This window comes from Halovulum marinum (assembly GCF_009697225.1).
In the GTDB taxonomy this organism is placed as follows: Bacteria; Pseudomonadota; Alphaproteobacteria; order Rhodobacterales; family Rhodobacteraceae; genus Halovulum; species Halovulum marinum.
This window is the reverse complement of record NZ_WIND01000001.1, coordinates 567,628-589,559: the sequence shown is the minus strand read 5'-3', so window position 1 is coordinate 589,559 and position 21,932 is coordinate 567,628. Positions and strand designations below refer to the sequence as shown.

General features: G+C 70.5%; 22 protein-coding genes and 1 other RNA gene. 11 read left to right on the top strand and 12 right to left on the bottom strand.

From position 1 onward, the window contains the following. The first annotated feature begins 25 nt into the window (after positions 1-25). The 5 genes from GE300_RS03020 (at position 26) to GE300_RS03000 (ending at position 4,936) form a co-directional block, all read left to right on the top strand. Positions 26-1,171, top strand: coding sequence for an aromatic ring-hydroxylating oxygenase subunit alpha (locus tag GE300_RS03020; RefSeq protein WP_154444835.1), 1,146 nt, complete (start codon positions 26-28; stop codon positions 1,169-1,171). Beyond that, complete coding sequence (locus GE300_RS03015; RefSeq protein ID WP_154444682.1) at positions 1,168-2,592, top strand: aldehyde dehydrogenase family protein; 1,425 nt, start codon at positions 1,168-1,170, stop codon at positions 2,590-2,592. The genes GE300_RS03020 and GE300_RS03015 overlap by 4 nt, the downstream gene beginning before the upstream one ends. Continuing rightward, positions 2,585-2,857 carry a hypothetical protein gene (locus tag GE300_RS03010; RefSeq protein ID WP_154444680.1) on the top strand — a complete coding sequence of 91 codons (273 nt, stop codon included), beginning with the start codon at positions 2,585-2,587 and terminating at the stop codon, positions 2,855-2,857. Before GE300_RS03015 ends, GE300_RS03010 begins: the two co-directional genes overlap by 8 nt. Next, positions 2,857-3,204 (top strand): cupin domain-containing protein, encoded by a 348-nt coding sequence (locus GE300_RS03005; RefSeq protein WP_154444678.1) that lies wholly within the window; start codon positions 2,857-2,859, stop codon positions 3,202-3,204. The genes GE300_RS03010 and GE300_RS03005 overlap by 1 nt, the downstream gene beginning before the upstream one ends. Before the next feature lie 73 nt (positions 3,205-3,277). Continuing rightward, complete coding sequence (locus GE300_RS03000) at positions 3,278-4,936, top strand: BCCT family transporter (RefSeq protein WP_154444676.1); 1,659 nt, start codon at positions 3,278-3,280, stop codon at positions 4,934-4,936. Positions 4,937-5,000: 64 nt separating this feature from the next. On the opposite strand, the gene GE300_RS02995 is transcribed toward GE300_RS03000, so the two are convergent. The 5 genes from GE300_RS02995 to GE300_RS02975 form a co-directional block, all read right to left on the bottom strand. Next, a complete protein-coding gene (locus GE300_RS02995; RefSeq protein WP_154444674.1) occupies positions 5,001-6,599 on the bottom strand; it encodes an ABC transporter ATP-binding protein in 1,599 nt (532 codons plus the stop codon). Then, complete coding sequence (locus GE300_RS02990; RefSeq protein ID WP_154444672.1) at positions 6,596-7,708, bottom strand: ABC transporter permease; 1,113 nt, start codon at positions 7,706-7,708, stop codon at positions 6,596-6,598. Before GE300_RS02990 ends, GE300_RS02995 begins: the two co-directional genes overlap by 4 nt. Next, positions 7,708-8,796, bottom strand: a complete 1,089-nt coding sequence (locus GE300_RS02985; RefSeq protein WP_154444670.1) for a microcin C ABC transporter permease YejB — start codon at positions 8,794-8,796, stop codon at positions 7,708-7,710. The genes GE300_RS02990 and GE300_RS02985 overlap by 1 nt, the downstream gene beginning before the upstream one ends. Continuing rightward, entirely contained in the window at positions 8,796-10,730 is a 1,935-nt protein-coding gene (locus GE300_RS02980; protein ID WP_233416717.1) for an extracellular solute-binding protein, read from the bottom strand. Before GE300_RS02980 ends, GE300_RS02985 begins: the two co-directional genes overlap by 1 nt. Positions 10,731-10,855: 125 nt before the next feature. Beyond that, positions 10,856-11,374 (bottom strand): c-type cytochrome, encoded by a 519-nt coding sequence (locus GE300_RS02975; RefSeq protein ID WP_154444666.1) that lies wholly within the window; start codon positions 11,372-11,374, stop codon positions 10,856-10,858. Between the two features lie 120 nt (positions 11,375-11,494). On the opposite strand from GE300_RS02975, the gene GE300_RS02970 reads away from it, so the two are divergent. Then, entirely contained in the window at positions 11,495-12,340 is an 846-nt protein-coding gene (locus tag GE300_RS02970; RefSeq protein WP_154444664.1) for a prephenate dehydratase, read from the top strand. Between the two features lie 11 nt (positions 12,341-12,351). Here GE300_RS02970 and GE300_RS02965 read toward each other — a convergent pair whose 3' ends face one another. Further along, a complete protein-coding gene (locus tag GE300_RS02965; protein ID WP_154444833.1) occupies positions 12,352-13,506 on the bottom strand; it encodes an alpha-D-ribose 1-methylphosphonate 5-triphosphate diphosphatase in 1,155 nt (384 codons plus the stop codon). A 53-nt stretch (positions 13,507-13,559) separates the two neighbouring features. Between GE300_RS02965 and GE300_RS02960 the strand changes: the two genes are divergently transcribed. The 3 genes from GE300_RS02960 (at position 13,560) to GE300_RS02950 (ending at position 15,690) form a co-directional block, all read left to right on the top strand. After that, positions 13,560-14,276 carry a DUF1045 domain-containing protein gene (locus GE300_RS02960; RefSeq protein WP_154444662.1) on the top strand — a complete coding sequence of 239 codons (717 nt, stop codon included), beginning with the start codon at positions 13,560-13,562 and terminating at the stop codon, positions 14,274-14,276. Positions 14,277-14,411: 135 nt separating this feature from the next. Next, the gene (locus GE300_RS02955; protein ID WP_154444660.1) at positions 14,412-14,564 is read left to right on the top strand and encodes a hypothetical protein; all 153 of its coding nucleotides are present in this window, start codon (positions 14,412-14,414) and stop codon (positions 14,562-14,564) included. Between the two features lie 190 nt (positions 14,565-14,754). Then, a complete protein-coding gene (locus tag GE300_RS02950; protein ID WP_325063075.1) occupies positions 14,755-15,690 on the top strand; it encodes a DMT family transporter in 936 nt (311 codons plus the stop codon). Here GE300_RS02950 and recR read toward each other — a convergent pair whose 3' ends face one another. The 5 genes from recR to ffs form a co-directional block, all read right to left on the bottom strand. Beyond that, on the bottom strand, positions 15,691-16,290 hold the full coding sequence (recR, locus tag GE300_RS02945; protein ID WP_154444656.1) for a recombination mediator RecR: 600 nt from the start codon (positions 16,288-16,290) through the stop codon (positions 15,691-15,693). It abuts the gene before it with no gap. A gap of 47 nt (positions 16,291-16,337) precedes the next feature. Continuing rightward, positions 16,338-16,628: a hypothetical protein gene (locus tag GE300_RS02940; protein ID WP_154444654.1), complete on the bottom strand. Its 291-nt coding sequence runs from the start codon at positions 16,626-16,628 to the stop codon at positions 16,338-16,340. A gap of 117 nt (positions 16,629-16,745) precedes the next feature. Then, entirely contained in the window at positions 16,746-17,090 is a 345-nt protein-coding gene (locus GE300_RS02935) for a YbaB/EbfC family nucleoid-associated protein (RefSeq protein ID WP_154444652.1), read from the bottom strand. Between the two features lie 70 nt (positions 17,091-17,160). Next, on the bottom strand, positions 17,161-18,933 hold the full coding sequence (locus GE300_RS02930) for a DNA polymerase III subunit gamma/tau (RefSeq protein WP_154444650.1): 1,773 nt from the start codon (positions 18,931-18,933) through the stop codon (positions 17,161-17,163). 227 nt (positions 18,934-19,160) lie between these two features. Next, an RNA gene (ffs, locus tag GE300_RS02925) (signal recognition particle sRNA small type) lies at positions 19,161-19,257 on the bottom strand. A gap of 114 nt (positions 19,258-19,371) precedes the next feature. On the opposite strand from ffs, the gene nudC reads away from it, so the two are divergent. Further along, positions 19,372-20,331 (top strand): NAD(+) diphosphatase, encoded by a 960-nt coding sequence (nudC, locus tag GE300_RS02920; protein WP_154444648.1) that lies wholly within the window; start codon positions 19,372-19,374, stop codon positions 20,329-20,331. Between the two features lie 39 nt (positions 20,332-20,370). On the opposite strand, the gene GE300_RS02915 is transcribed toward nudC, so the two are convergent. Next, entirely contained in the window at positions 20,371-21,231 is an 861-nt protein-coding gene (locus GE300_RS02915) for a protein-disulfide reductase DsbD domain-containing protein (RefSeq protein WP_154444646.1), read from the bottom strand. Positions 21,232-21,355: 124 nt separating this feature from the next. Between GE300_RS02915 and GE300_RS02910 the strand changes: the two genes are divergently transcribed. Then, entirely contained in the window at positions 21,356-21,925 is a 570-nt protein-coding gene (locus GE300_RS02910) for a YqgE/AlgH family protein (protein ID WP_154444644.1), read from the top strand. The last annotated feature ends 7 nt before the right edge of the window (positions 21,926-21,932 follow it).

Below are 21,932 nucleotides of genomic sequence, written 5' to 3'. Positions count from 1 at the left end.
GGAGGAGGGTTCGACCGTGACTCACATGACTCAGCTGGCGCCGGTGATGGCGGACATCAACCAGGCCAACGGCCTTCCCAACGCCCACTACATCGACCAGGCGGTGTTCGCCGAAGAGAAACGCGCGGTGCTGTTCGCCAACTGGTCCGGGATCGGCTTCGGCAAGGACATCCCCGCGGCGGGCGATGCGCGTCCGGTCGATTTCATGGGCATGCCGCTGTTGCTGGTGCGCGACCGCACCGGCGAGATCGGCGTGTTCCAGAACACCTGCCGCCACCGCGGCATGATCCTGGTGAACGAGCCGACCCGCATCCGCGGCGCGATCCGCTGCCCCTACCACTCGTGGTGCTATGGCCTCGACGGCGGCCTGCGCACGACGCCGCATGTCGGCGGCCCCGGCCGGAACACCCACGAGGCCGTCGACATGACCAAGCTGGGGCTGCACCGCATCCGCAGCCATGTCTGGCGCGACGTGATCTTCGTCAACGTTGACGGCAACGCCGCGCCGTTCGAGCAGGTGCACCGCGACCTGCTGGTCCGCTGGGCCGAATTCGAGCAGCCGCTGCACCACGGCGGCGAAAGCTCGTCCTTCCGGCTGGAGGTGGCGACCAACTGGAAACTCGCGGTCGAGAACTACTGCGAAAGCTATCACCTGCCCTGGGTCCACCCCGGGCTGAACAGCTATTCCCGGCTGGAGGATCACTACAATATCGACGATCATCCGGGGTTCTCGGGACAGGGCACGCGGGTCTACCGCCAGCTCAAGGACGAGAACGGCGCGTCGCTGAGCGATTTCGCCGGGCTGTCCGCGCGCTGGGACGAAGGGGCCGAATACCTGGCGGTCTACCCGAACGTGCTGCTGGGCGTGCAGCGCGACCACGCCTTCGCGATCGTCCTGCAGCCGATCGACACCGGCCACACCGTCGAGCATGTCGAGCTGTACTACGCGGTGCCGGAAAGGGATTCGCCCCGGCACGACGGGTTGCGCGGCGCGAACGCCCGGCTGTGGCGGACCGTGTTCGAAGAGGACCTGTTCGTGGTCGAGGGCATGCAACGCGGCCGCCATGGCGCGCTGTTCGACGGCGGCCGCTTCTCGCCGGCGATGGACGGGCCGACGCACAACTTCCACAAATGGGTCGCGGCCCAGGTCGAGGCGGGGCGCGCGGCATGACCTACCAGAACTTTCTCGCCGGCCGGTGGGTCGATGGCGACGCCGCGCTTGCGGTCGAGGACCCCGCGACCGGGCAGACCGTGGCCGAAGCGCCGCTGGCGGGCGAGGCGACGGTGGCCCGCGCGCTGGAGGCGGCGCGCGCCAGCGCCGACCGCGGCGATCTGGCGGCGATGCGTCCGCAGGCCCGCGCCGACCTGATGCGTGCCGTGGCGCGAGAGATCCGCGCGCTGGCCGTCGGGGGCGCGCCGCTGCTGTCCCGCGAAAGCGGCAAGCGGCTGTCCGATGCCCGCGGCGAGTTCGACGAGGCCGCCGCCTATTTCGACTACTACGGCGGGCTGGCCGACAAGATCGAGGGCAAGCACATCCCGCTGGGCCCGGACTATGTCGACTACACCGTCTACGAGCCGGTGGGCGTGTCGGCCCAGATCGTGCCGTGGAACTTCCCGGTGTCGCTGGCCGCGCGGTCGCTGGCGCCGGCGCTGGCGGCGGGCAACGCGGTGATCGTGAAGTCACCCGAGCTTGACCCGCTGGCGATGACGCTGCTGGCGCGGGCGCTGCAGCGCGCCGGTGTGCCCGAGGGCGCGGTGTCGGTGCTGAACGGCCTCGGCCGCGAAGCCGGCGCGCGGCTGGTGGCGGCGCCCGAGGTCGACCAGATCGTGTTCACCGGCTCGGTCCCGACCGGGCAGGCGGTGCTGCGCGCCGCGGCCGAGACGGTGACGCCCGCGCTGGTCGAGCTGGGCGGCAAGTCGGCGGCGGTGGTGTTCGAGGACGCCGACCTCGACACCCTGATGCACAGCGTGCGCGGCGGCATCTTCTTCAACGCCGGGCAGGTGTGCTCGGCGATGTCGCGGCTGCTGGTCCACCGCTCGGTCTACGCCCGCACGGTCGAGGCCTGTGCCGCGCTGGCGAAGGGGCTGAAGCCCGGCCACGGGCTGGACGAGGCCGAGCACACGCCGGTGATCTCGGCCGCCCAGCTGGCGCGGATCGAGGCGCTGATGCCGACCGCGCGGCATGACGGGGCGGTGATCGCGGCCGGCGGCGCGCGGCTGGACCGGCCCGGGCATTTCATGGCGCCGACGGTCATCGCCGATGTCCTGCCATCGGCCCGCGTGGCGCAGCAGGAGATCTTCGGCCCGGTGCTGTGCGTGACCCCGTTCGATACCGAGGCCGAGGCGATCCGCATCGCCAACGGCACCGAATTCGGGCTGGTCGCCGGCGTCTTCACCCGCGATCTGTCGCGCGCCCTGCGCACGGCGCACCGGCTCCGCGCAGGCCAGGTGTTCGTCAACGAGTGGTTCGCCGGCGGCATCGCCACGCCGTTCGGCGGCATCGGCAAGTCCGGCTTCGGACGCGAGAAGGGCGTCGAGGCGCTGTACAACTATGTCCGCACCAAGAACATCGCGATCGCGCTGCATGGCTAGCGCGGTGAAACCGGACCGCATCCCGGCGGACCGCGACCGGCTGGACGCGGCGCTGCTGGCCGCCCACGCGGCGGGTGACGCCGACGCCCTGGCGCGGCTTTACACGACTGCCGGAGACTGGGCCGAGGCCGCGGGCGACATCGACGCCGCGTGCTTCTATCTGACCCATGCCTTCGTCTTCGCGCTGGAGTCGGGGGCGCCGCAGGTCGGTGCGCTGAACGAACGCCTCGCCGCGCGCGGGCGCGCGCACCGGATGCGGTTCTGATGGGCGTGCAGGTCATCCGCGCCGCGGCGGTCAGGATGCGCCACCGCGGCGGGCCGCCGGGACTGGCGCAGGTTGGCCGGGCAGTCTCGTCCGCGCTGTCGCCCGGCATGGGGGCGGGGCTTGCGGCGTTCGACGGCTGCTCGGTTGCGTGGACGCTGCAATACGACGAGGTCATCTACGTGATCGCCGGCGAACTGACGATCACCGCCGACGGGGTCACACACGTCGCCGAACCGGGCGACGTGGTCTGGATCCCCGAAGGCACCAGCCTGATCTATGGCGGCCGCGCCGCCCGGATCTTCTACGCGGTCCAGCCGGGCAACTGGGCGGAGCGCAGCGCGGAATAATCAACAATGGCGCTCGGCGCGGCGCGGGGCCGACGGCCCTGTCCGCGCCACCACGGCAGCGAGGGAGGAAAGCATGCCGAATCCGACACCGCCACTGGAGCTCAATATCCGCACCGCGGACAGGGGGTTCTATCGCGGCTACACCAAGGACGTGACCATCACCGCGAAGCTGATCGTCGGCGCGCTGATCGTCTGGGCGGTCGCCTTCCCCGGACAGGCCGCCGCGGCGCTGGGGCAGGTCAACACCTTCATCCTGGCCAGCTTCAACCACTGGTACATGTACCTGACCGCGGTGTTCGTGGTGATCTGCGTGGCGCTGGCGCTGGTTCCCGCCGCGGGCCGACTGCGGCTTGGCACGGCGGACGACCGGCCCGAGTTCTCGCGCTTCTCGTGGTTCTCGATGATGTTCGGGGCCGGGCTGGGGATCGGCGTGCTGACCTATTCCACCGGCGAGCCGCTGTACCATTTCCAGCAGAACCCCGACACCATCATGGGGCTGGTCGAGGCCGGCAGCGCCGAGACGCTGCGCAGCGCCTACAAGTGGACCTTCTTCCACTGGGGGCTGACGGCCTGGGCGACCTATGCGCTGACCGGCGCCGCGCTGGCCTATTTCGCCTATCGCCGCGGTCTGCCGATGACCATCCGCAGCGGCATGGCCGCGATCTTCGGCCGGCACCTGTCCGGGCCGCTGGGCCACGCCGTGGACATCATCGCGGTGGTCGCGACCACGCTGGGGGTGGCGCAGACGCTGGGATACGGGGTGGCGCAATTCGTCACCGGCATGCACCGGATCGGGCTGGGCGACTGGGTGCTGACCGGCGGCTCCGACGGCGCACTCACCCCGTCGTCGTCGGCGATCGTGCTGGCGGTCGTGGTGATCCTTGGCGCGTCGACACTGTCTGCGCTGTCCGGGGTCGGCAAGGGCATCAAGTGGCTGTCGAACATCAACATGGGCCTCAGCCTGGCGTTGCTGGCGTTCTTCCTGCTGTTCGGTGCGACCGCCGCCGCGCTGAAGGCGTTCTCGCTGGGCACGCTGGACTACCTGCTGAACCTGCCGACGATGGCGCTCAGCGTCTGGACCGGGCCCGAGGGCTCGACCGGCGCGGCGCTGGAGGCCTGGCAGGGCGGCTGGTCGATCTTCTACTGGGCGTGGTGGATCGCCTCGGCGCCCTTCGTCGGCCTGTTCCTGGCGCGGATCTCGAAGGGGCGGACGCTGCGCGAGTTCATGCTGGGTGCGATGATCATGCCGTCGGTGATGTGTTTCGTGTGGTTCGCCCTTCTGGGTGCGACCGCGATCGATCTGGAGATGTCGGGCGTGGCGCAGGGCAGCATCGCCGGCACGTCGGTGTCGGACCAGCTGTACGCGACGCTGGCGCAAATGCTCGAGCCGTCGATGGCGTGGCTGTTCTCGGTGCTGGTGGTGGTGCTGCTGCTGACCTACCAGATCACCACGGCGGATTCGGCAGTGCTGATCATCAACACCATCAACGCGGCCGGCGATGACGGCCCCAAGGCCCGCCCGCACATCCTGTTCTGGGGCGCTGCCCTGGCGCTGACCGTGGGTGCGCTGCTGCTGGTCGGTGGCCTGCAGGCCACGCAGGCGGCGATGATGATCGCGGCGTTGCCGTTCTCGGCGATCATCCTTCTGGTGGGCGTATCGCTGATCCGCGCGATCGCCGAGGACATCCGGCAGACGCGCCGCCAGAAGATCGCTGCCGTGTTCGCGCAGTAGGCAGAAACGTACGCGCCCGTCCCGGACGGCTTCGGGACGGGCGCGGATGCGCCGGCGGCGCGCCTCAGGCGCTGCTGCGGCGCTTGCCGAAGGCGGCGGCCAGCAGGGTGCGGGTATACTCGGTCTGCGGCGCGTCGAAGATGCGGTCGCCGGTGCCCTGTTCCACCACGTCGCCGTCCTTCATCACGATCACCCGGTGGCTGAGCGCGCGCACGACGCGCAGGTCGTGGCTGATGAAGATGTAGGCCAGCCCGTATTTCCGCTGCAGCGCGCGCAGCAGGTCGACGATCTGCACCTGCACGGTCATGTCCAGCGCCGAGGTCGGCTCGTCCAGTACCACCAGCCGGGGCTGCAGGATCATCGCGCGGGCGATGGCGATGCGCTGGCGTTGCCCGCCCGAGAACTCGTGCGGGTAGCGGTCCATCGTCGCCGGGTCCAGCCCGACCTCGGCCATGATGTCGGCCACCAGCTGGCGGCGATCGCCCGGGCGGCGGTGCACGGTCAGCCCCTCGGCGATGATCTGCTCGACGGTCATGCGCGGGCTGAGCGAGCCGTAGGGGTCCTGGAACACCATCTGCATGTCGGCGCGCAGCGGGCGCAGCTGCTTGTGCTGCAGCCCGTCGACATTGCGGCCCATGAACACGATCGGCCCGTCCGAGCTGATCAGCCGCATGATCGCCAGCGCCAGCGTCGTCTTGCCCGAGCCGGATTCGCCGACGATGCCCAGCGTCTCGCCCTGCCGCACGCTGACGGTGGCGGCGTTCACCGCCTTGATGTGCCCGACGGTCCGCCGCAGCAGCCCGCGGGTGATCGGAAACCAGACCCGCAGGTCGCGCGTCTCGACCACTGGCGCGGCGTCCGCAGGCACCGGATCGGGCTGGCCCGCGGGCAGCGCGCCCAGCAGCTTGCGGGTATAGGGATGCTGCGGGCTGGCGAAGATCCGCGCGGTGGGGCCGGTCTCGACGATCTCGCCGTCCTGCATCACGCAAACCCTGTCGGCGATCTTCTCGACCACGCCCAGATCGTGGGTGATGAACAGCATCCCCATGCCTTCCTCGCGCTGGATCTCTTCCAGCAGGTCGAGGATCTGCGCCTCGATGGTCACGTCCAGCGCGGTGGTCGGCTCGTCCGCGACCAGCAGCTCGGGGCCGTTCGCCAGCGCCATCGCGATCATCACCCGCTGCCGCTGCCCGCCGGACAGCTGGTGCGGATAGGATCTCAGCCGCGTCCCGGCGTCGGGGATGCCGACCCGGCGCAGCAGGTCCAGGCTGCGCGCGCGGGCGGCGGCGCCGTCCAGCCCCTGGTGCAGCGCCAGCGACTCGCCCAGCTGCTTTTCCAGCGTGTGCAGCGGGTTCAGCGAGGTCATCGGCTCCTGGAAGATGAAGCTGATGTCGTTGCCCCTGACCCGGCGCAGCTCCTTCTCGGGGGCGGTCATCATCTCGGTGCCCTTGTAGACCACCGAGCCGCCGGTGCGGGCGCTGTCGCCCAGCAGCTTGACCGTCGACAGCGCCGTGACCGACTTGCCCGAGCCGCTTTCGCCGACCAGCGCCACCGTCTCGCCGGCCGAGACGTCGAAGCTGACGCCGCGCACCGCGCGGGTGACGTTGCCGCCCTGCACGAAGTCGACCGTCAGGTCCGTTACCGTCAGGATCGGGTCGCTCATGCGAAGGTCTTTCTGGGGTCGAAGGCGTCGCGCACGCCCTCGAAGATGAACACCAGCAGCGACAGCAGCACGGTCAGGGTGACGAAGGCGGTGATGCCCAGGTGCGGGCTTTGCAGGTTGTTCTTGCCCTGCAGCGCCAGCTCGCCCAGCGACGGGTACGACGGCGGCAGCCCGAAACCCAGGAAATCCAGCCCGGTCAGCGTGCCGACGGCGGCGGTGACAAGGAACGGCAGCAGGGTGATCGTCGCGACCATCGCGTTGGGCAGCATGTGGCGGAACATGATCGTGCCGTCGCCGACCCCCAGCGCCTTGGCGGCGCGGACGTATTCGAAGTTGCGGGTGCGCAGGAACTCGGCCCGCACCACGCCGACCAGCGCGGTCCACGAGAACAGCACGATCAGGAAGGTCAGCAGCGCGAAGCTCATCTGGAAGATCGCGCCCATGATGATGATCACGTACAGCGCCGGGGTCGCCTGCCAGATCTCGATCAGGCGCTGGAAGGTCAGGTCCAGCCAGCCGCCGAAATAGCCCTGCACCGCGCCGGCGAAGATGCCGACCACGGACGAGAAGAAAGTGACGATCAGCGCGAAGATCACCGAGATGCGGAAGCCGTAGATCACGCGCGCGGTCACGTCGCGGGTCTGGTCGTCGGTGCCCAGCCAGTGGTCGCCGTCGGGGGGCGAGGGCGCGGTCAGCACGTCGTAGTTGATGGTGTTGAAGGAATAGGGGATCGGCGGCCAGATCATCCAGCCGGTGCGGACCGGCTGGCCGTCCACCTCGCCGTCCCGGGCGTCGGCGATGACCTCGTCGGGGGCGTCGAAGCAGCCGTCCAGCCCGGCGGCGATCACCAGGCACCGCACCACCGGGTCGGTGAAGTCGGCGACGAAGCCCGGATCGCCGCCGAAGTCGGCCTCTTCGTAGGTGCCGCCCAGGGCGGGGAACATCCATTCGCCGTTGTGGCTGAGCATGATCGGCCGGTCGTTGGCGACGATCTCGGCCGCCATCGAGATCACGAACAGCACCGCGAAGATGATCAGCGACCAGTAGGCGCGGCGGTTCGAGCGGAAGTTGTTCCAGCGCCGGCGTTGCAGCGGGTTGAGCTTGAACATCAGGTCTCGCGGGATTCGAAGTCGATGCGGGGGTCGACCCAGACGTACATCAGGTCGGAGATGATGCCGATCAGCAGGCCGATCAGCCCGAAGAAGTAGAGCGTGCCGAACACCACCGGGTAGTCGCGGTTCAGGACGGATTCAAAGCCCAGCCGCCCCAGCCCGTCGAGCGAGAACACCACCTCGATGATCAGCGAGGCCCCGAACAGCACCGACAGGAACAGCCCCGGAAAGCCGGCGATGATGATCAGCATGGCGTTGCGGAACACATGCCCGTACAGCACCCGGCGCTCGGCCAGCCCCTTGGCGCGGGCGGTGACGACGTACTGTTTCTTGATTTCGTCGAGGAAGCTGTTCTTGGTCAGCAGCGTCAGCGTGGCGAACGCGCCGATGGTTGCCGCGGTCACCGGCAGCGCGATGTGCCACAGGTAGTCGGCGACCTTGCCCAGCAGCGACAGCTCGTCGAAATTGTCCGAGGTCAGGCCGCGCAGCGGGAACCAGCTGAAGTACGAGCCGCCGGCGAAGAACACCAGCAGCATGATCGCGAACAGGAAGCCGGGTATCGCGTAGGCGGCGATGATGATGCCGCTGGTCCAGGTGTCGAACTTCGAGCCGTCGGTGACGGCCTTGCGGATCCCCAGCGGGATCGACACCAGGTAGGCGATGACGGTGGACCACAGCCCCAGCGTGACCGAGACCGGCAGTTTCTCCAGCACCAGCTCGATCACCGAGATCGAGCGGAAATAGCTCTCGCCGAAGTCGAACCGCAGATAGTTCCACAACATGTTCGCGAACCGCTGCCAGGCCGGCTTGTCGAAGCCGAACTGCCGTTCCAGGTCCTCGATGAAGTCCGGCGGCAGGCCGCGCGCGCCCTGGTAGCCGCCGCCGTCCTGGCTGCCGCCGCCGCCGCCCGCGTCGCCGCCGCCGCCCGAGATCCGCTCGGTGGCTGAGGCGGCGTCCTCGAGCTGCGCGATGATCTGCTCGACCGGGCCGCCGGGGACGAACTGCACCAGCACGAAGTTGATCAGCATGATGCCGATCAGCGTGGGGATCACCAGCAGCAGGCGTCGAAGGATGTAGGCGCCCATTACGGCAGCGGCGCCCCGTCAGCCTTCAGCGCCCGGTACTTGTCCTCGTCCCACCACCAGTAGGCGTCGCCGCGCGAGTACAGCGGCTTTTCGGCGGGTTTGCTGAACACGTCCCAGTAGGCCAGGTTGTGCTCGCCCTTGTACCAGTTCGGCACCCAGATGTGCATCGAGCGCAGCACCCGGTCCAGCGCCCGCACCGCAACCTCGAGATCCTCGCGGCTCCCGGCGGCGACCGCCTTTTCCAGCAGCGCGTCGATCACCGGGTCCGAGACCCCCGAGAAGTTCGCCGTGCCCGGCTCCTTCGCGCTGTCCGAGCCGAAGATCTGCCGCAGCTCCAGCCCCGGCGTCAGCGACATCACCAGCCGCCCGGGGATCATGTCGTAGTCGAAATCCTCCTGCCGCTGCTGGTACTGCGCGGCGTCGATCAGCGACAGGCGCGCGTCGATGCCGATCCGCTTGAGGTTCTCGACATAGGGGTTGAAGACGCGTTCGAAACTGGCGCTGTCGTCCAGGATCTCCAGCGTCAGGGTCTGGCCCTGCGCGTTCTTGCGCACGCCGCCCTGCAGCGTCCAGCCGGCCTCGTCCAGCAGGCGCGAGGCCTTGCGCACGGCGGCGCGGTCGGTACGGCTGGGCTGGTTCACCGGCGGCGTGTAGACCGGCTCCGAGAAGATGCTTTCGGGCAGCTCGTCGTGGAATTCCTGCAGCAGCTCCAGCTCGGCGCCCTCGGGCAGGCCCTCGGCCTGCATCGGCGAGTTTTCCCAGAAGCTGTCGGTGCGCTGGTAGATGCCGTAGAACAGCGTCTGGTTCGACCATTCGAAGTTGAACATCAGCCCGATCGCCTCGCGCACGCGGGGGTCCTGGAACTTGTCGCGGCGCATGTTGATCCAGAAACCCTGGGTGCCCGACGGCCGGTTGTCGGGCACCGATTCCTTCACCACCCAGCCCTCGTCGATCGCCGGGAAGTCGTACCCGGTCGCCCACAGCTTCGAGAAGAACTCCTCGTGCAGCAGGTAGGAGCCGCCCTTGAACGCCTCGAACGCGGCGGTGTAGTCGGCGAAATACTCGTAGGTGTAGCAGTCGAAGTTGTTGGCGCCGACGTTCACCGGATGGTCCCAGGCCCAGTAGTCGGGGTTCCGGCAGTAGGTGATCGAGCGGCCGGGCTTGGCCTCCTCGACCAGAAATCCGCCCGAGCCGACCGGCGGCGTTAGCGTCGACTCGGCGAAGTCGACGTCCTGGTAATAGTGCTCGGGCAGGATCGAGATGCCGCCGGCCTGCTGGATCAGCTCGCGCTTGGCGGCGTCCTGGCGGAAGGTGAACTTGACCTTGTAGGTGTCCAGCGCCTCGACGGTCTCGAAATCCTTGTAGCTGATCTTGTAGGCCGGGTGGCCCTTTTCCAGCAGCACGTTGTAGGTGAACACCACGTCCGAGGCCTCGATCGGCTCGCCGTCCGAAAATGTCGCCTCGGGGTTCATGTGGAAGATCACCCAGGACCGGTCTTCGGGGTATTCCAGCCGTTCGGCGATCAGCCCGTAGGCGCTGTCCGGCTCGTCCGCCGAGCCCACCAGCAGGCTGTCGTACAGCAGGCCCAGGCCCTGCGCCGGCTCGCCCTTCAGGATGAACGGGTTCAGGCTGTCGAACGTCGCCGAGGCGCCGGTGCCGCGGAAGGTCATCCGCCCGCCCTTGGGCGCGTCGGGATTGACGTAGTCGAAATACGGGAACTCGGGCCCGTATTTCAGCTCTCCGAAGGCCGAGATGCCGTGCGAGGTGATCGCCTCCTGCCCGCGGACGGGGGCGGCGACAAGCAGCGCCGCGGCGAGCAGCGGCAGCGCCACCGCCCGGGCCGTCAGGCCGGCGGGCCGTGTGTCGGTGACCGGTGTGGCGGTGATCGGTGTGGCGGTGGTCGGTGTCGTGGTCGCGGCGATCTGCACCCGCATCTGCATGTCCCCTCGAACGGTTCCGGTGCTGTCAGGCCAGACTAATGCAAACACGAGGGGCGTAAAGACGAAAGCCCCCGCGGATCGCGGGGGCTTGAACGCGGGCCCTTCGCCGCAACGGCGGCTCAGCCGCCAATGCTTTGCAGATAGGCGATCAGGTTGGCGCGATCCTCGACGTCGCGCATGCCGCGATAGCTCATCTTGGTGCCGGGCGCGTAGTCCGACGGGGCGGCCAGGAAGGCGCTCAGATCCTCGGGCGTCCAGGCGCCGTCCAGGCCGGCCAGCGCGTCCGAATAGCTGTAGCCATCGACCGCCGCGATGTCGCGCCCGACCACGCCGTACAGGTAAGGACCGACGGCGTTGGCGCCGTCTTCCAGCTTGTGGCACGAGGCGCAGGCGCGGAACAGACCTTCGCCGGCGGCGGCGTCGGCGCTGGCGAACACCTCGCCGAAGGGCACTTCCGCCTCGGGCGCGGCTTCCTCGCCGCCGGCTTCCTCGGCCTCGATGCCATAGGCGAACTGCTCCTCGTCGCCGTGGCCGGGTTCGGCGACGATCAGACTTTCCGCACCCGTCTGGATCAGAAGGAACACCAGCAGGCTGCCACAGACCCCGCCGACGATCTTGGTGATTTCCATCGTATCCATGCTGGTTCGTCCCGCACTGTTCCTGTCGAAAGCGGCCTGCGCCGTCCGGTCGGTATCTATCCGCTTCCCCTGCCGGTCCGCAAGGTATAGTAACCGCGACCAATCGACCGGGAGAGGCAGATGGGCGGCAAGACGGGGATCGTCTCGTTTCAGGGCGAGCCGGGGGCGTATTCGCACCAGGCCTGCATCGAAGCGGTTTCGCACCTGAAGCCGCATCCGATGCCGACGTTCGAGGGCGCGATCGACATGGTCCGCGCCGGCGAGGCCGATCTGGCGATGATCCCGGTCGAGAACTCCACCTACGGCCGTGTCGCCGACGTGCACCAGCTGCTGCCCGAATCGGGACTGCACATCGTCGGCGAGCATTTCGTGCGCGTGCACATCAACCTGCTGGGCGCCCCGGGCGCGAAGCTGGAGCAGATCCGCAGCGCCATGTCGCACACCGTGCTGCTGGGCCAGTGCCGCAAGTTCCTGAAGGCGCACGGGATCGCCCGGGTGACCGGCTTCGACACCGCGGGCGCGGCCAAACATGTCCGCGATGCCGGCGATCCGGCGCTGGCGGCGCTGGCCTCGCCGCTGGCGGGCGAGATCTACGGGCTGGACGTGTTGGCCGACGGGATCGAGGACAACCACACCAACCGCACGCGGTTCCTGCTGATGGCGCCCGCGCCGGCGCACACGCCGCCCGGCGGCGACGTCGTCACCAGCTTCATCTTCCGGGTGCGGAACATTCCCGCGGCGCTGTACAAGGCGATGGGCGGTTTCGCGACCAATGGCGTCAACATGGTGAAGCTGGAAAGCTACATGGTGAACGGCTCGTTCACCGCGACGCAGTTCTACGCCGACATCGAGGGCCACCCCGACGATCCCGCCGTCGCCCGCGCGATGGAGGAGCTGCGCTACTTCACCTCGTACCTGCACATCCTCGGCGTCTATCCCGCGGCGCTGCCCCGGCACGAGCTTTAGGACCGGCCCGGTCAGGCGACGCGCTCGCCGCGCACCCAGGCGCCGCGGACCACCGGCACGCCGCCGATCAGCGCGAATCGCACCAGGTCGGCGCGCAGCCCCGGGCGCAGCGTGCCCCGGTCGTCCAGTCCGGCCGCCGCCGCGGGCGCGGCGGTGACGGCGGCGATGCCGGCGGCGATGCCGCCCGCCCGCCGGCCCAGGTCCACCGCCGCGGCCAGCAGCGCGCCGGGGATGTAGTCCGACGACAGGATGTCGAGCAGCCCGGCGTCGGCCAGCGCGGCCGCGGCGACGTTTCCCGAGTGCGAGCCGCCGCGAACCAGGTTCGGCGCGCCCATCATCACCGCGATGCCGTGTTCGCGGCAGGCGCGCGCGGCCTCGGCGGTGGTCGGAAACTCGGCGATGCGCACGCCGTGTCCGGCCGATGCGCGCACATGCTCGGGGGTGGTGTCGTCATGGCTGGCAAGGATCGCGCCCAGGCGACCGGCGGCCGCGATCGCGGCGGCCTGGTGCGCCGCGCCGACCCGGGCGCCCAGCGCGCGCAGCTGCGCCACGCGGCGTTCGAACGCGTCCTCGCTCAGCCCCTGCCGGCGGGTCATGAAGGTCCGGTACCGGTCCATGTCGCGGAACTGGCGCGCGCCCGGGGTATGGTCCATCAGGCTGAGGATGCCGATGCGGTCCTGCAGGTGGAACTCGTCCAGCTCCTCGGTCAGCGTGTGCGAGCAGATCTCGGCGCGAAGGTGCAGGAAGTGGCTGATCCGCAGCGCCCCGCGCCGGCGCGCTGCCAGGATCTCGTCGACCATCTGCCGGGCGTAGCGCCGGTCGCGCCCGCCACTGGCCTTCAGCACGGTGCCGACGCGGACCGCGTCGAACACGGTGGTCACGCCGACGCCGGCAAGCTCGGCGTCGTGCGCGACGATCGCCGCGGCGTGCGGCCATTCCACCCCGGGGCGCGGTTGCAGGTGCCGCTCCAGATTGTCGGTGTGCAGCTCGATCAGCCCCGGGCACAGGTAGTCGCCCGCGCAGTCGATCGCGCCGGGCATGCGTGCGGCCCCGGGGTCGAGATCTGCGATCGTGCCGCCCGCGGCCCGCAGCGCGCCGGTCTCGACGCGGTCGGGCAGGACCAGCCGGGCGTTGGTCCAGACCGTCTCGGGGGCGTTGCGCCGCATCATCGACCTGGCGCACCGTGCGGGGGCCCGATGCCGGCGACAAGGAGCGATGCATGACCGGGGACTGCCGCCGCTACGCGATCTATGCCGCGCCCGAGCCGGACACCGCGCTGGCGCGGTTCGGCGCCGCCTGGCTGGGCTGGGACGCCGAGCGTGGCACCGCCGTGCCCGCGCTGCAGGCGCCCGGCTTGCCCCGTCCGCTGGCCGAGATCACGCGCCAGCCGCGGCGCTACGGCTTTCACGGCACGCTGAAGGCGCCGTTCCGACCGGTGGCCGGGCCGCGGCGGGCGGAGCTGGAGGCGGCGCTGGACCGGCTTGCTGCCGCGCATGCGCCGGTGCGGCTGGGGCGCGGGCTGCGGCTGGCGCGGCTGGCGCGGTTCCTGGCGCTGGTCCCGGTCGAGGAGTCCCGCCCGCTCGCTACACTGGCCGAGGAGGCGGTTGCGGCGTTCGAGCCGTTCCGCGCCGCCCTGACCGAGGATGAGTTGGCGCGCCGCCGGGCCGCCGGGCTGAACGCGCGGCAGGACGCGCTGCTGCAGCGCTGGGGCTATCCCTACGTGATGGAGGAGTTCCGCTTCCACATGACGCTGACCGGACCGCTGCAGCGGCACGAACTGGACCCGGTCGCCGAGGCGCTTCGGCGGCGGCTGCCGCCGCTGGCGGGGCGGCCGTGGACGCTGGCCTCGCTGTGCCTGTTCGGCGAGGGCGACGACGGCCGGTTCCGGATCCTGCGCCGCGCTGCGCTGCGCGGCGGCGGCGTGCCCGCGCGGTGACCGTCGCGGCCGGAAACCGGTTGCGCCGGCCACGAACTCTCCGTGACATCGCCCGAAAATCGCGGAATCCGCGTCCCGTTCGTGCCGCATTGCGGGGCGATAACCGGGACGACGGCAACAAAACGGGCAGGTAACATGGACCGTACCACCATATTCTTGATCATCGGCGCGATCTGGCTGATCGGCGTGCTGCTGTTCCTGAAGGACTACCTGCTTGGCGAGCGGCGGGTCGAGCGGCGCCGGGGCACCCCCAGCCTCGAGCCGCGCAGCGATCTGCGCCGCGACTGACCGCACGCAGCCACGCCCGCGCCGCGCCGCGCGGGCAGGCATTCTCGTTTCTGCCGGGCGTCCGGGCCGGGACATCGGATCCTCGCAGGCTGACGGTCCTGGCCAACATGGCGTCGCCGGCGGCGCGGGACAATGGCGCATGCTTGCCTCGCCCCGGCGGCGCCGCTAATCACGAGGCATGCCGCAACACGTGATCGGGACCACCCGCGCCGCGACGACCGGAGCGATCGACAATCTGCGCGGGCTCGCCTGGATGCTGGTGGCCGTGCTGATGGCCGCGATCATGGCGGTCGCGGTCCGCGCGCTGAGCGCCGACATCGACAGCCGCGCGATCGTGCTGGTGCGGGCGGTCATCATCGTCGCGCTGATGGGCTGCGCGCTGCCGGTCAGCCGCACGCTGCGGCAGCTGCGCTTCACGCGCCCTTGGCTGCACGTCGCGCGCGGCGCGCTGATCGGCGTGGCGACGCAGCTTGGCTTCTACACCCTGTCGCACGTGCCGCTGGCGACCGCCTCGGTGCTGTTCTTCACCGCGCCGATCTTCGCCACCATCCTCGCCGCCACGCTGCAGGGCGAGCAGGTCGGCGCGCGCCGCTGGGCGGCGGTGGCGGCGGGCTTCGCCGGGGCGCTGGTGATCCTGCGGCCCGGGGTGCAGGGGCTGGACGCGGGCATGCTGGCGGCGCTGGCGTCCTCGGCCTGCTATGCGGTGGCGCTCAGCCAGTCGCGCCGCATCGCCGAGGCCGACGGGCCGGTGGCGGCGCTGGTCTCGGCCAACGTGATGACGCTGGTGGTGTCGATCCCGGCGGCGCTGCCGGTGCTGGCGCTGCCCTCGACGCCGGTGTTCTGGACGATCCTGATGGTGCTGGTGGCGGCAGGAACGCTGCGCGGGCTGGCGGACATCCAGGCCTACCGTCATGGCGAGGCGTCGGTGCTGGCGCCGGTCACCTATCTGCGGATCATCCTCGTCGGCCTCGCCGGCTATCTGCTCTTCGACGAGGTGATCGACGGCCCGACGCTGGTCGGCGCCGCGATCATCGTCGCCTCGACGCTCTACATCGCCCGGCGAGAGGCGGTGCGGCGCCGGCGGCTGCGGGCGGCGACCCGTGCGCCGGCCGGGCCCGACGCCTGATCAGAACCGCTTGCGCGCCCGCAGCGCGGCCGAGATCGTGCCGTCGTCGAGATAGTCCAGCTCGCCGCCCACCGGCACGCCCTGCGCCAGCGAGGTGACCTCGACCGGCAGACGCTCCAGCTGGTCGGCGATGTAGTGGGCCGTGGTCTGCCCGTCGACGGTGGCGTTCAGCGCCAGGATCACCTCGGTGACGCCGCCGGCCTCGACCCGGTTCACCAGCGCCGGGATCCGCAACTCGTCGGGGCCGACGCCGTCCAGCGCCGACAGCACCCCGCCCAGGACGTGATAGCGGCCGCGGAAACTGGCGCCGCGCTCCATCGCCCACAGGTCGGCGACATCCTCGACCACGCACAGCTCGGCCTCGGACCGGCGCGGATCGGTGCAGATCGCGCAGCGGGCGCCGGTGGCGATGTTGCCGCAGACCTCGCATTCGCGCACGGTGGCGGCGACATCGGCAAGGGCGCGGGCCAGCGGCTCCATCACCAGCTCGCGCTTCTTGATCATCGCCAGCACCGCGCGGCGGGCCGACCGCGGCCCCAGACCGGGCAGCCGCGCCATCAGCTCCACGAGCCGTTCGATTTCCTTGCCGCCCTCGCCCATGCGCCGGTGTTAGCCGGTTGGCGGGGCGGGTCAAGCGCCGATTGCGGTCAGGTGTTTTCCCACTGCGCGACGACATCGAAGCCCTCGGGCGTGGGCATGCCGTCGAGGTGCTCGGCCATCTTGCCCCAGATCTCGCGCACGCGGGGCAGGCTTGCCTCGGCCTCGGCCTGGCTGGAGACCAGGGTGACGATATAGCCCGAGCCGTCGTCGCGGATCGCGTTCACGAAGCGCTTGATCCCGGGCAACGCCATGATGTCGGCCTTCATCGCCTCGGCCTGCGCCTTGGCCGCGTCGATGTGTCCGGATTTGATCTGGTATCTCGTGATGCGCGCGTACATGGCACGTCCCCCCTTGTTATCGTTGAGCGACCGGCTGGCGCCGGTCGTCCGCGACACTACCACAAGAGAGCCCTTCGCGGGGTGGCTAAATACCCCGACCCGGAAGTCGCCGCGCCGTCAGAACGGCAGCTTCATTCCCGGCGGCAGGTCCATGCCCTCGGTCACCCTGGCCATTTCGCGCTGCGCGGCCTCGGATGCGCGGGCCTGCGCGTCCTTGACCGCGGCCAGGATCAGGTCCTCGGCCACTTCCTTGTCCTCGGGCGAGAAGATCGACGGATCGATGTCCAGCCCGGTCAGCTCGCCCTTGGCGGTGGCGGTGGCCTTGACCAGCCCGGCGCCGGCCTCGCCGGTCACGGTGATGCGGTCGAGGCTTTCCTGCGCCTCGGCCATCTTCTGCTGCATCTCCTGCGCCTGCTTCATGAGCTTGGCCATGTCGCCAAGACCCCCCAGTCCCTTCAGCATCTCGGTGCCCCTTCGTTGCGGCGGATTGCGACTGACATACTGTCGGCCCGGTCGCGAAACAAGCCGCGCTTCAGTCGAACTCGTCCAGCGGGTCCCAGTCGTCGTCGGGCTCGGGCGGGGGCGCGGCATGGGCGTCCTCGGGCGGGGCCTCGTTGACGCGGACGTTCGCGTCGGTCACGCCGGGGAACGCGGCCAGCACCGCCTGCAGCATCGGGTGGCGCATCGCCTGGCCGACCAGGTCGGTGCGGCGCTCGGCGCGCTGCTCGGCGATGGTCTTGCCGCCGCCGTCGGCGACGACCGAGACCGCCCAGCGCGCGCCGGTCCAGGCCTGCAGCTGCCGGCCCAGCCGCGCCGCCAGGTCCTGCGGCGCGGTCTCGGTCGGCTGGAACTCGATCCGGCCGGGGGCGTAGCGCGCCAGGCGCAGCCCGGTCTCGACCTCGACCAGCAGGTGCACGTCGCGGCGGGCGCGGATCAGCTCGACCACGTCCTCGAAGCCGGCATACCGCGCCAGCGGATCGGTCTCGGCGCGCGGCGCGCGCTGCGCCTGGGCGCGCGGCGCCGAGGACGGGCCGGCGGGCGCCCCGGCGCGGGCGGAGGGCCCGGCGTGCACCGGCGCGGCGCCCTGCGGCGCCGGGGCGCCGGGTGCGGGGCCGGGGGTCGGCGGCGCCGGAGGGTTGTCGGTCAGCTGCCGCACCAGATCGCCCGGCGTGGGCAGGTCGGCGACATGGGTCATGCGGATCACCGCCATCTCGGCGGCCATCATCGGGCTGGGCGCGGCGGCGACTTCTTCCAGCGCCTTCAGGCACATCTGCCACATGCGGGTCAGGATCCGCAGGCTCAGCCCGCCGGCCATCTCGCGGCCGCGGTCGCGCTCGGCCGGGCCGATGGCGGGATCGTCGGCGGCCTCGGGGGTGATCTTGACCAGCGACAGCCAGTGCGCGATCTCGGCCAGGTCGCGCAGCACCGCCATCGGGTCGGCGCCCGAGGCATACTGCTCGGACAGCTCGCGCAGCGCGCCCGGTGCGTCGCCGGTCAGGATCATGTCGAACAGATCCATGACCCGGCCGCGGTCGGCCAGGCCCAGCATCCCGCGCACATGCTCGACCGACACGCCGCCGTGGCCGTGGGCGATCGCCTGGTCGAGCAGCGACAGCGCATCGCGCACCGAACCCTCGGCGGCGCGCGCCACCAGCGCCAGCGCGTCGGCGTCCACCTCGGCGCCTTCCTTCCCGGCGATGCCCGCGAGGTGCGCGATCATCACCTCCGGCTCGATCCGGCGCAGATCGAACCGCTGGCAGCGCGACAGCACGGTGACCGGCACCTTGCGGATCTCGGTGGTGGCGAAGATGAACTTGACGTGCTCGGGCGGTTCTTCCAGCGTCTTGAGCAGCGCGTTGAACGCCGAGGTGGACAGCATGTGCACCTCGTCGATCACGTAGACCTTGTAGCGCGCGGATGCGGCCCGGTAGTGCACGCTGTCGATGATCTCGCGGATGTCGTTCACGCCGGTGCGGGAGGCGGCGTCCATCTCCAGCACGTCGACATGGCGGCCTTCGGCGATGGCGCGGCACGGCTCGCACACGTCGCAGGGTGTCGTGGTGGGGCCGCCGCTGCCGTCCGAACCGACGCAGTTCAGCCCCTTGGCGATGATCCGCGCGGTGGTGGTCTTGCCGACGCCGCGCACCCCGGTCAGCACGAAGGCGTGGGCGATGCGGTCGGCATCGAAGGCGTTGCGCAGGGTGCGGACCATGGCGTCCTGGCCGATCAGGTCGGCGAAGTTCGCCGGCCGGTACTTGCGCGCCAGAACCTGGTATCGAGTCGTCTGTGAGGGGTCGCCGCTCATGCCGTCTTGCTAGCAGCAATCGTCTGGGGGGCAAACTGCAAACCGCCGGGACGCGGCGGGCCTGTGCAACGAGGCGGCGGGCCTGTGCAACGAGGCGGCGGGACTGTGCAACGAGGCGGCGGGCCTGTGCAACGAGGCGGCGGGCCTGTGCAACGAGCCGGCGGGCCTGTGCAACGAGAAAGCCCCGCGACTGCAGCGCGGGGCTTCGCGGCCTTTCTCGGGCCGAAGGTGAGAGGCTGGAAAACGACCCAAACGGGACTCGTTACGGCTGCTTCCTTCCGGACCTGACCGGGTTGGCGAGGCGTTCGCCCGCACCAACCTCTCACCGGGGAATATAGCGATTCCCGCGCCGGACTGCAAGATCCCGGCCTTGGCAGCGCGCCTGCGGGTGATACAAGCGGGGCAGGCATTCGGGGGCAGGTATTCGGGGGCAGGGCGATGTTCGACAGCGAGACCGTATTGTTCGCCGGCGGGCGGATCGACCGCGCCGCGCATCTGCGGATGCGCGCCGACGCGCTGCTGGCCGATCCGGAGGCGCGGAGCATGGTGATGTGGCGCGGCAAGGCGCTGTTCGAGGACGATGCGGCGCCGCGGCTGGCCTGGCTGCCGCCGGACGCGCCGATCCTCGGCGACGCGGCCGAGCCGCCGATCTTTCTCGGGCTCGACGGCACTGCGCCGCGGTTCGCGCACGACATCTCGGGCTGGGCCGATCCCGTTGCCGACGCCGCGCCCGGCTTCGCCGACACCTCGATCAACCGCCATCCGGCGGCGGGCGGGCTGGGATTCCAGGACCTGCGCGGGGCGATGTCGCGGCTGGACCCGACCGATGCCGGCGACGCGGTGACCGCCAAGGGGATCTTCGGCTGGCATGCCTCGCACCGGTTCTGCGCCCGCTGCGGGGCGCCGTCGCGCGTCGCCCAGGCCGGCTGGCAGCGGGTGTGCGACGCCTGCGGCGGCAGTCATTTCCCGCGCACCGACCCGGTGGTGATCATGCTTGTGCTGCACCGCGGCCGGCTGCTGATGGGCCGCTCGCCGGCCTGGCCCGAGGGCATGTTCTCGCTGCTCGCCGGGTTCATGGAGCCGGGCGAAAGCATCGAGGCGGCGGTGCGCCGCGAAGTGATCGAAGAGACCGGCGTGCGCGTCGGCCGGGTCGGCTATCTCGCCAGCCAGCCGTGGCCGTTCCCGGCCTCGCTGATGATCGGCTGCTGGGCCGAGGCGCTGTCGGACGAGATCGTCCTCGACCCGGTCGAGCTGGAGGACGCGTTCTGGATCAGCCGCGAGGGCCTGCTGGCCGAGCGCACCGCCGAGAGCCCGCGCCTGCGCCCGGCGCGGCGCGGCGCGATCGCGCATTTCCTGATCGAGCACTGGCTGGCGGGGCGTCTCGACCTGCCGCTGTGAAAGGCCGTTCGATCTGAACTTGAAGGGGCGCGGCGCGGATCATGGCGCGGGGCAGCCGGTCAGCTCGACGGTGCGGCCGTCGCCGATCAGCGTCATGCGCAGCGCGCCGCGGTCCAGCGCGAACGCGCCCTCGCCGAAATAGTCGATCGTGGCGTCGATCCGCAGCTCGCCGGGCGCGGCGCTGGCCCGGTCGGTGGTGATCCAGATGTCGTCGGCGGCAGGCTCGAACACCACCATGCGCGGCGTCGCCGGGGTGCCGCGGTGCGCCAGCCGCGCCGACAGCGCATAGCCGTCGCCCGCGGGGCGGATCGTGCAGCCCGCGCCGGTGAAGCCGGCCGCGGCGGCGGCGACCGGGCGGGTGTTCCAGGCGGCGCGGATCGCGGCGCCGCCGCCGGTGGCCTCGGGCGGGATCGCCAGCGCGGCGCCGGACAGCGCCGGCACGCAGACCTCGGCGCAGACGCCGTAGGACAGCGACAGCGCCAGCCGCACCGGTTTTGCCGGATCCTGCAGCGTCAGCTCGACCGGGAACACCACCTCGTCGGAATATGCCAGCGACAGCTGACCGAAGCTGTCCAGCACCTCGGGCGCCGGGAAGTGCACCTGCGCCCGCGCGACGTTCTGCGAGCCGGCCCAGTCGAACTGCGGCGGGATGCCGATCCCCTGCGGCGCGCGCCAGTAGGTCTTCCACCCCGGCGCCAGCGTGATCCGCACCCCGGCCATGCGGGTGCCGCGCTCAGTGATCCAGCCCGGCAGCAGCGTCATCTGCGAGATGTCGTCCTGCGCATTCGGCTGCGCGCGCGCCGCCGGGGCGGCGGCCAGAACGCCTGCCGCCAGTGCGCACGCGGTCAGGCAGCGGGCGGCGCTGCGGGCAAGGAAGGGTCGGCTAAGGTCGGTCAGCACGCGGCCTCATCTGTCGGAAGCGGTTGCGGTGAGCGGAAATTAGGCCCGCGCGGCCGAACAGGGAACTCACGTCTCGGTCAGAACGCGCTTGATCGCCCCGTTCAGCCGCGCCATCTAGGTACATATGGACGATGCACCCGCATTCCTCGAGGGCAAGCTGCTGGTCGCCATGCCCGGCATGGGCGATCTGCGTTTCGAACGCGCGGTGATCTTCATGTGCGCGCATTCCGCCGAAGGCGCCATGGGGCTGATGGTCAACAAGCAGGCCGACGAGCTGACCTTCGCCGAGCTGCTGGAACAGCTCGACATCCCGGTCCGGCGCGGCGCGCAGGGGCCGCTGGTCTATTTCGGCGGCCCGGTCGAGCACGGCCGGGGATTCGTGCTGCATTCCGGGGAATACGCGCTCGAGGGGGCGACGATGCAGGTCGACGGCGGCTTCGGCATGACCGCGACGCTGGACATCCTGCGCGACATCTCCGAGGGGCAGGGCCCGCGCGCCGCGCTGCTGGCGCTGGGCTACGCCGGCTGGGGGCCGGGGCAGCTGGAGCAGGAATTCCAGGCAAACGGCTGGCTGACCTGCGATGCGGACGAGGCGCTGGTGTTCAACACCCGTCCCGAGGATCGCTGGGCCGCGGCGATGGAGCGGATCGGCATCGACCCGCGCCTGCTGTCCGGTGAGGGCGGCCGCGCCTGACCCGCCT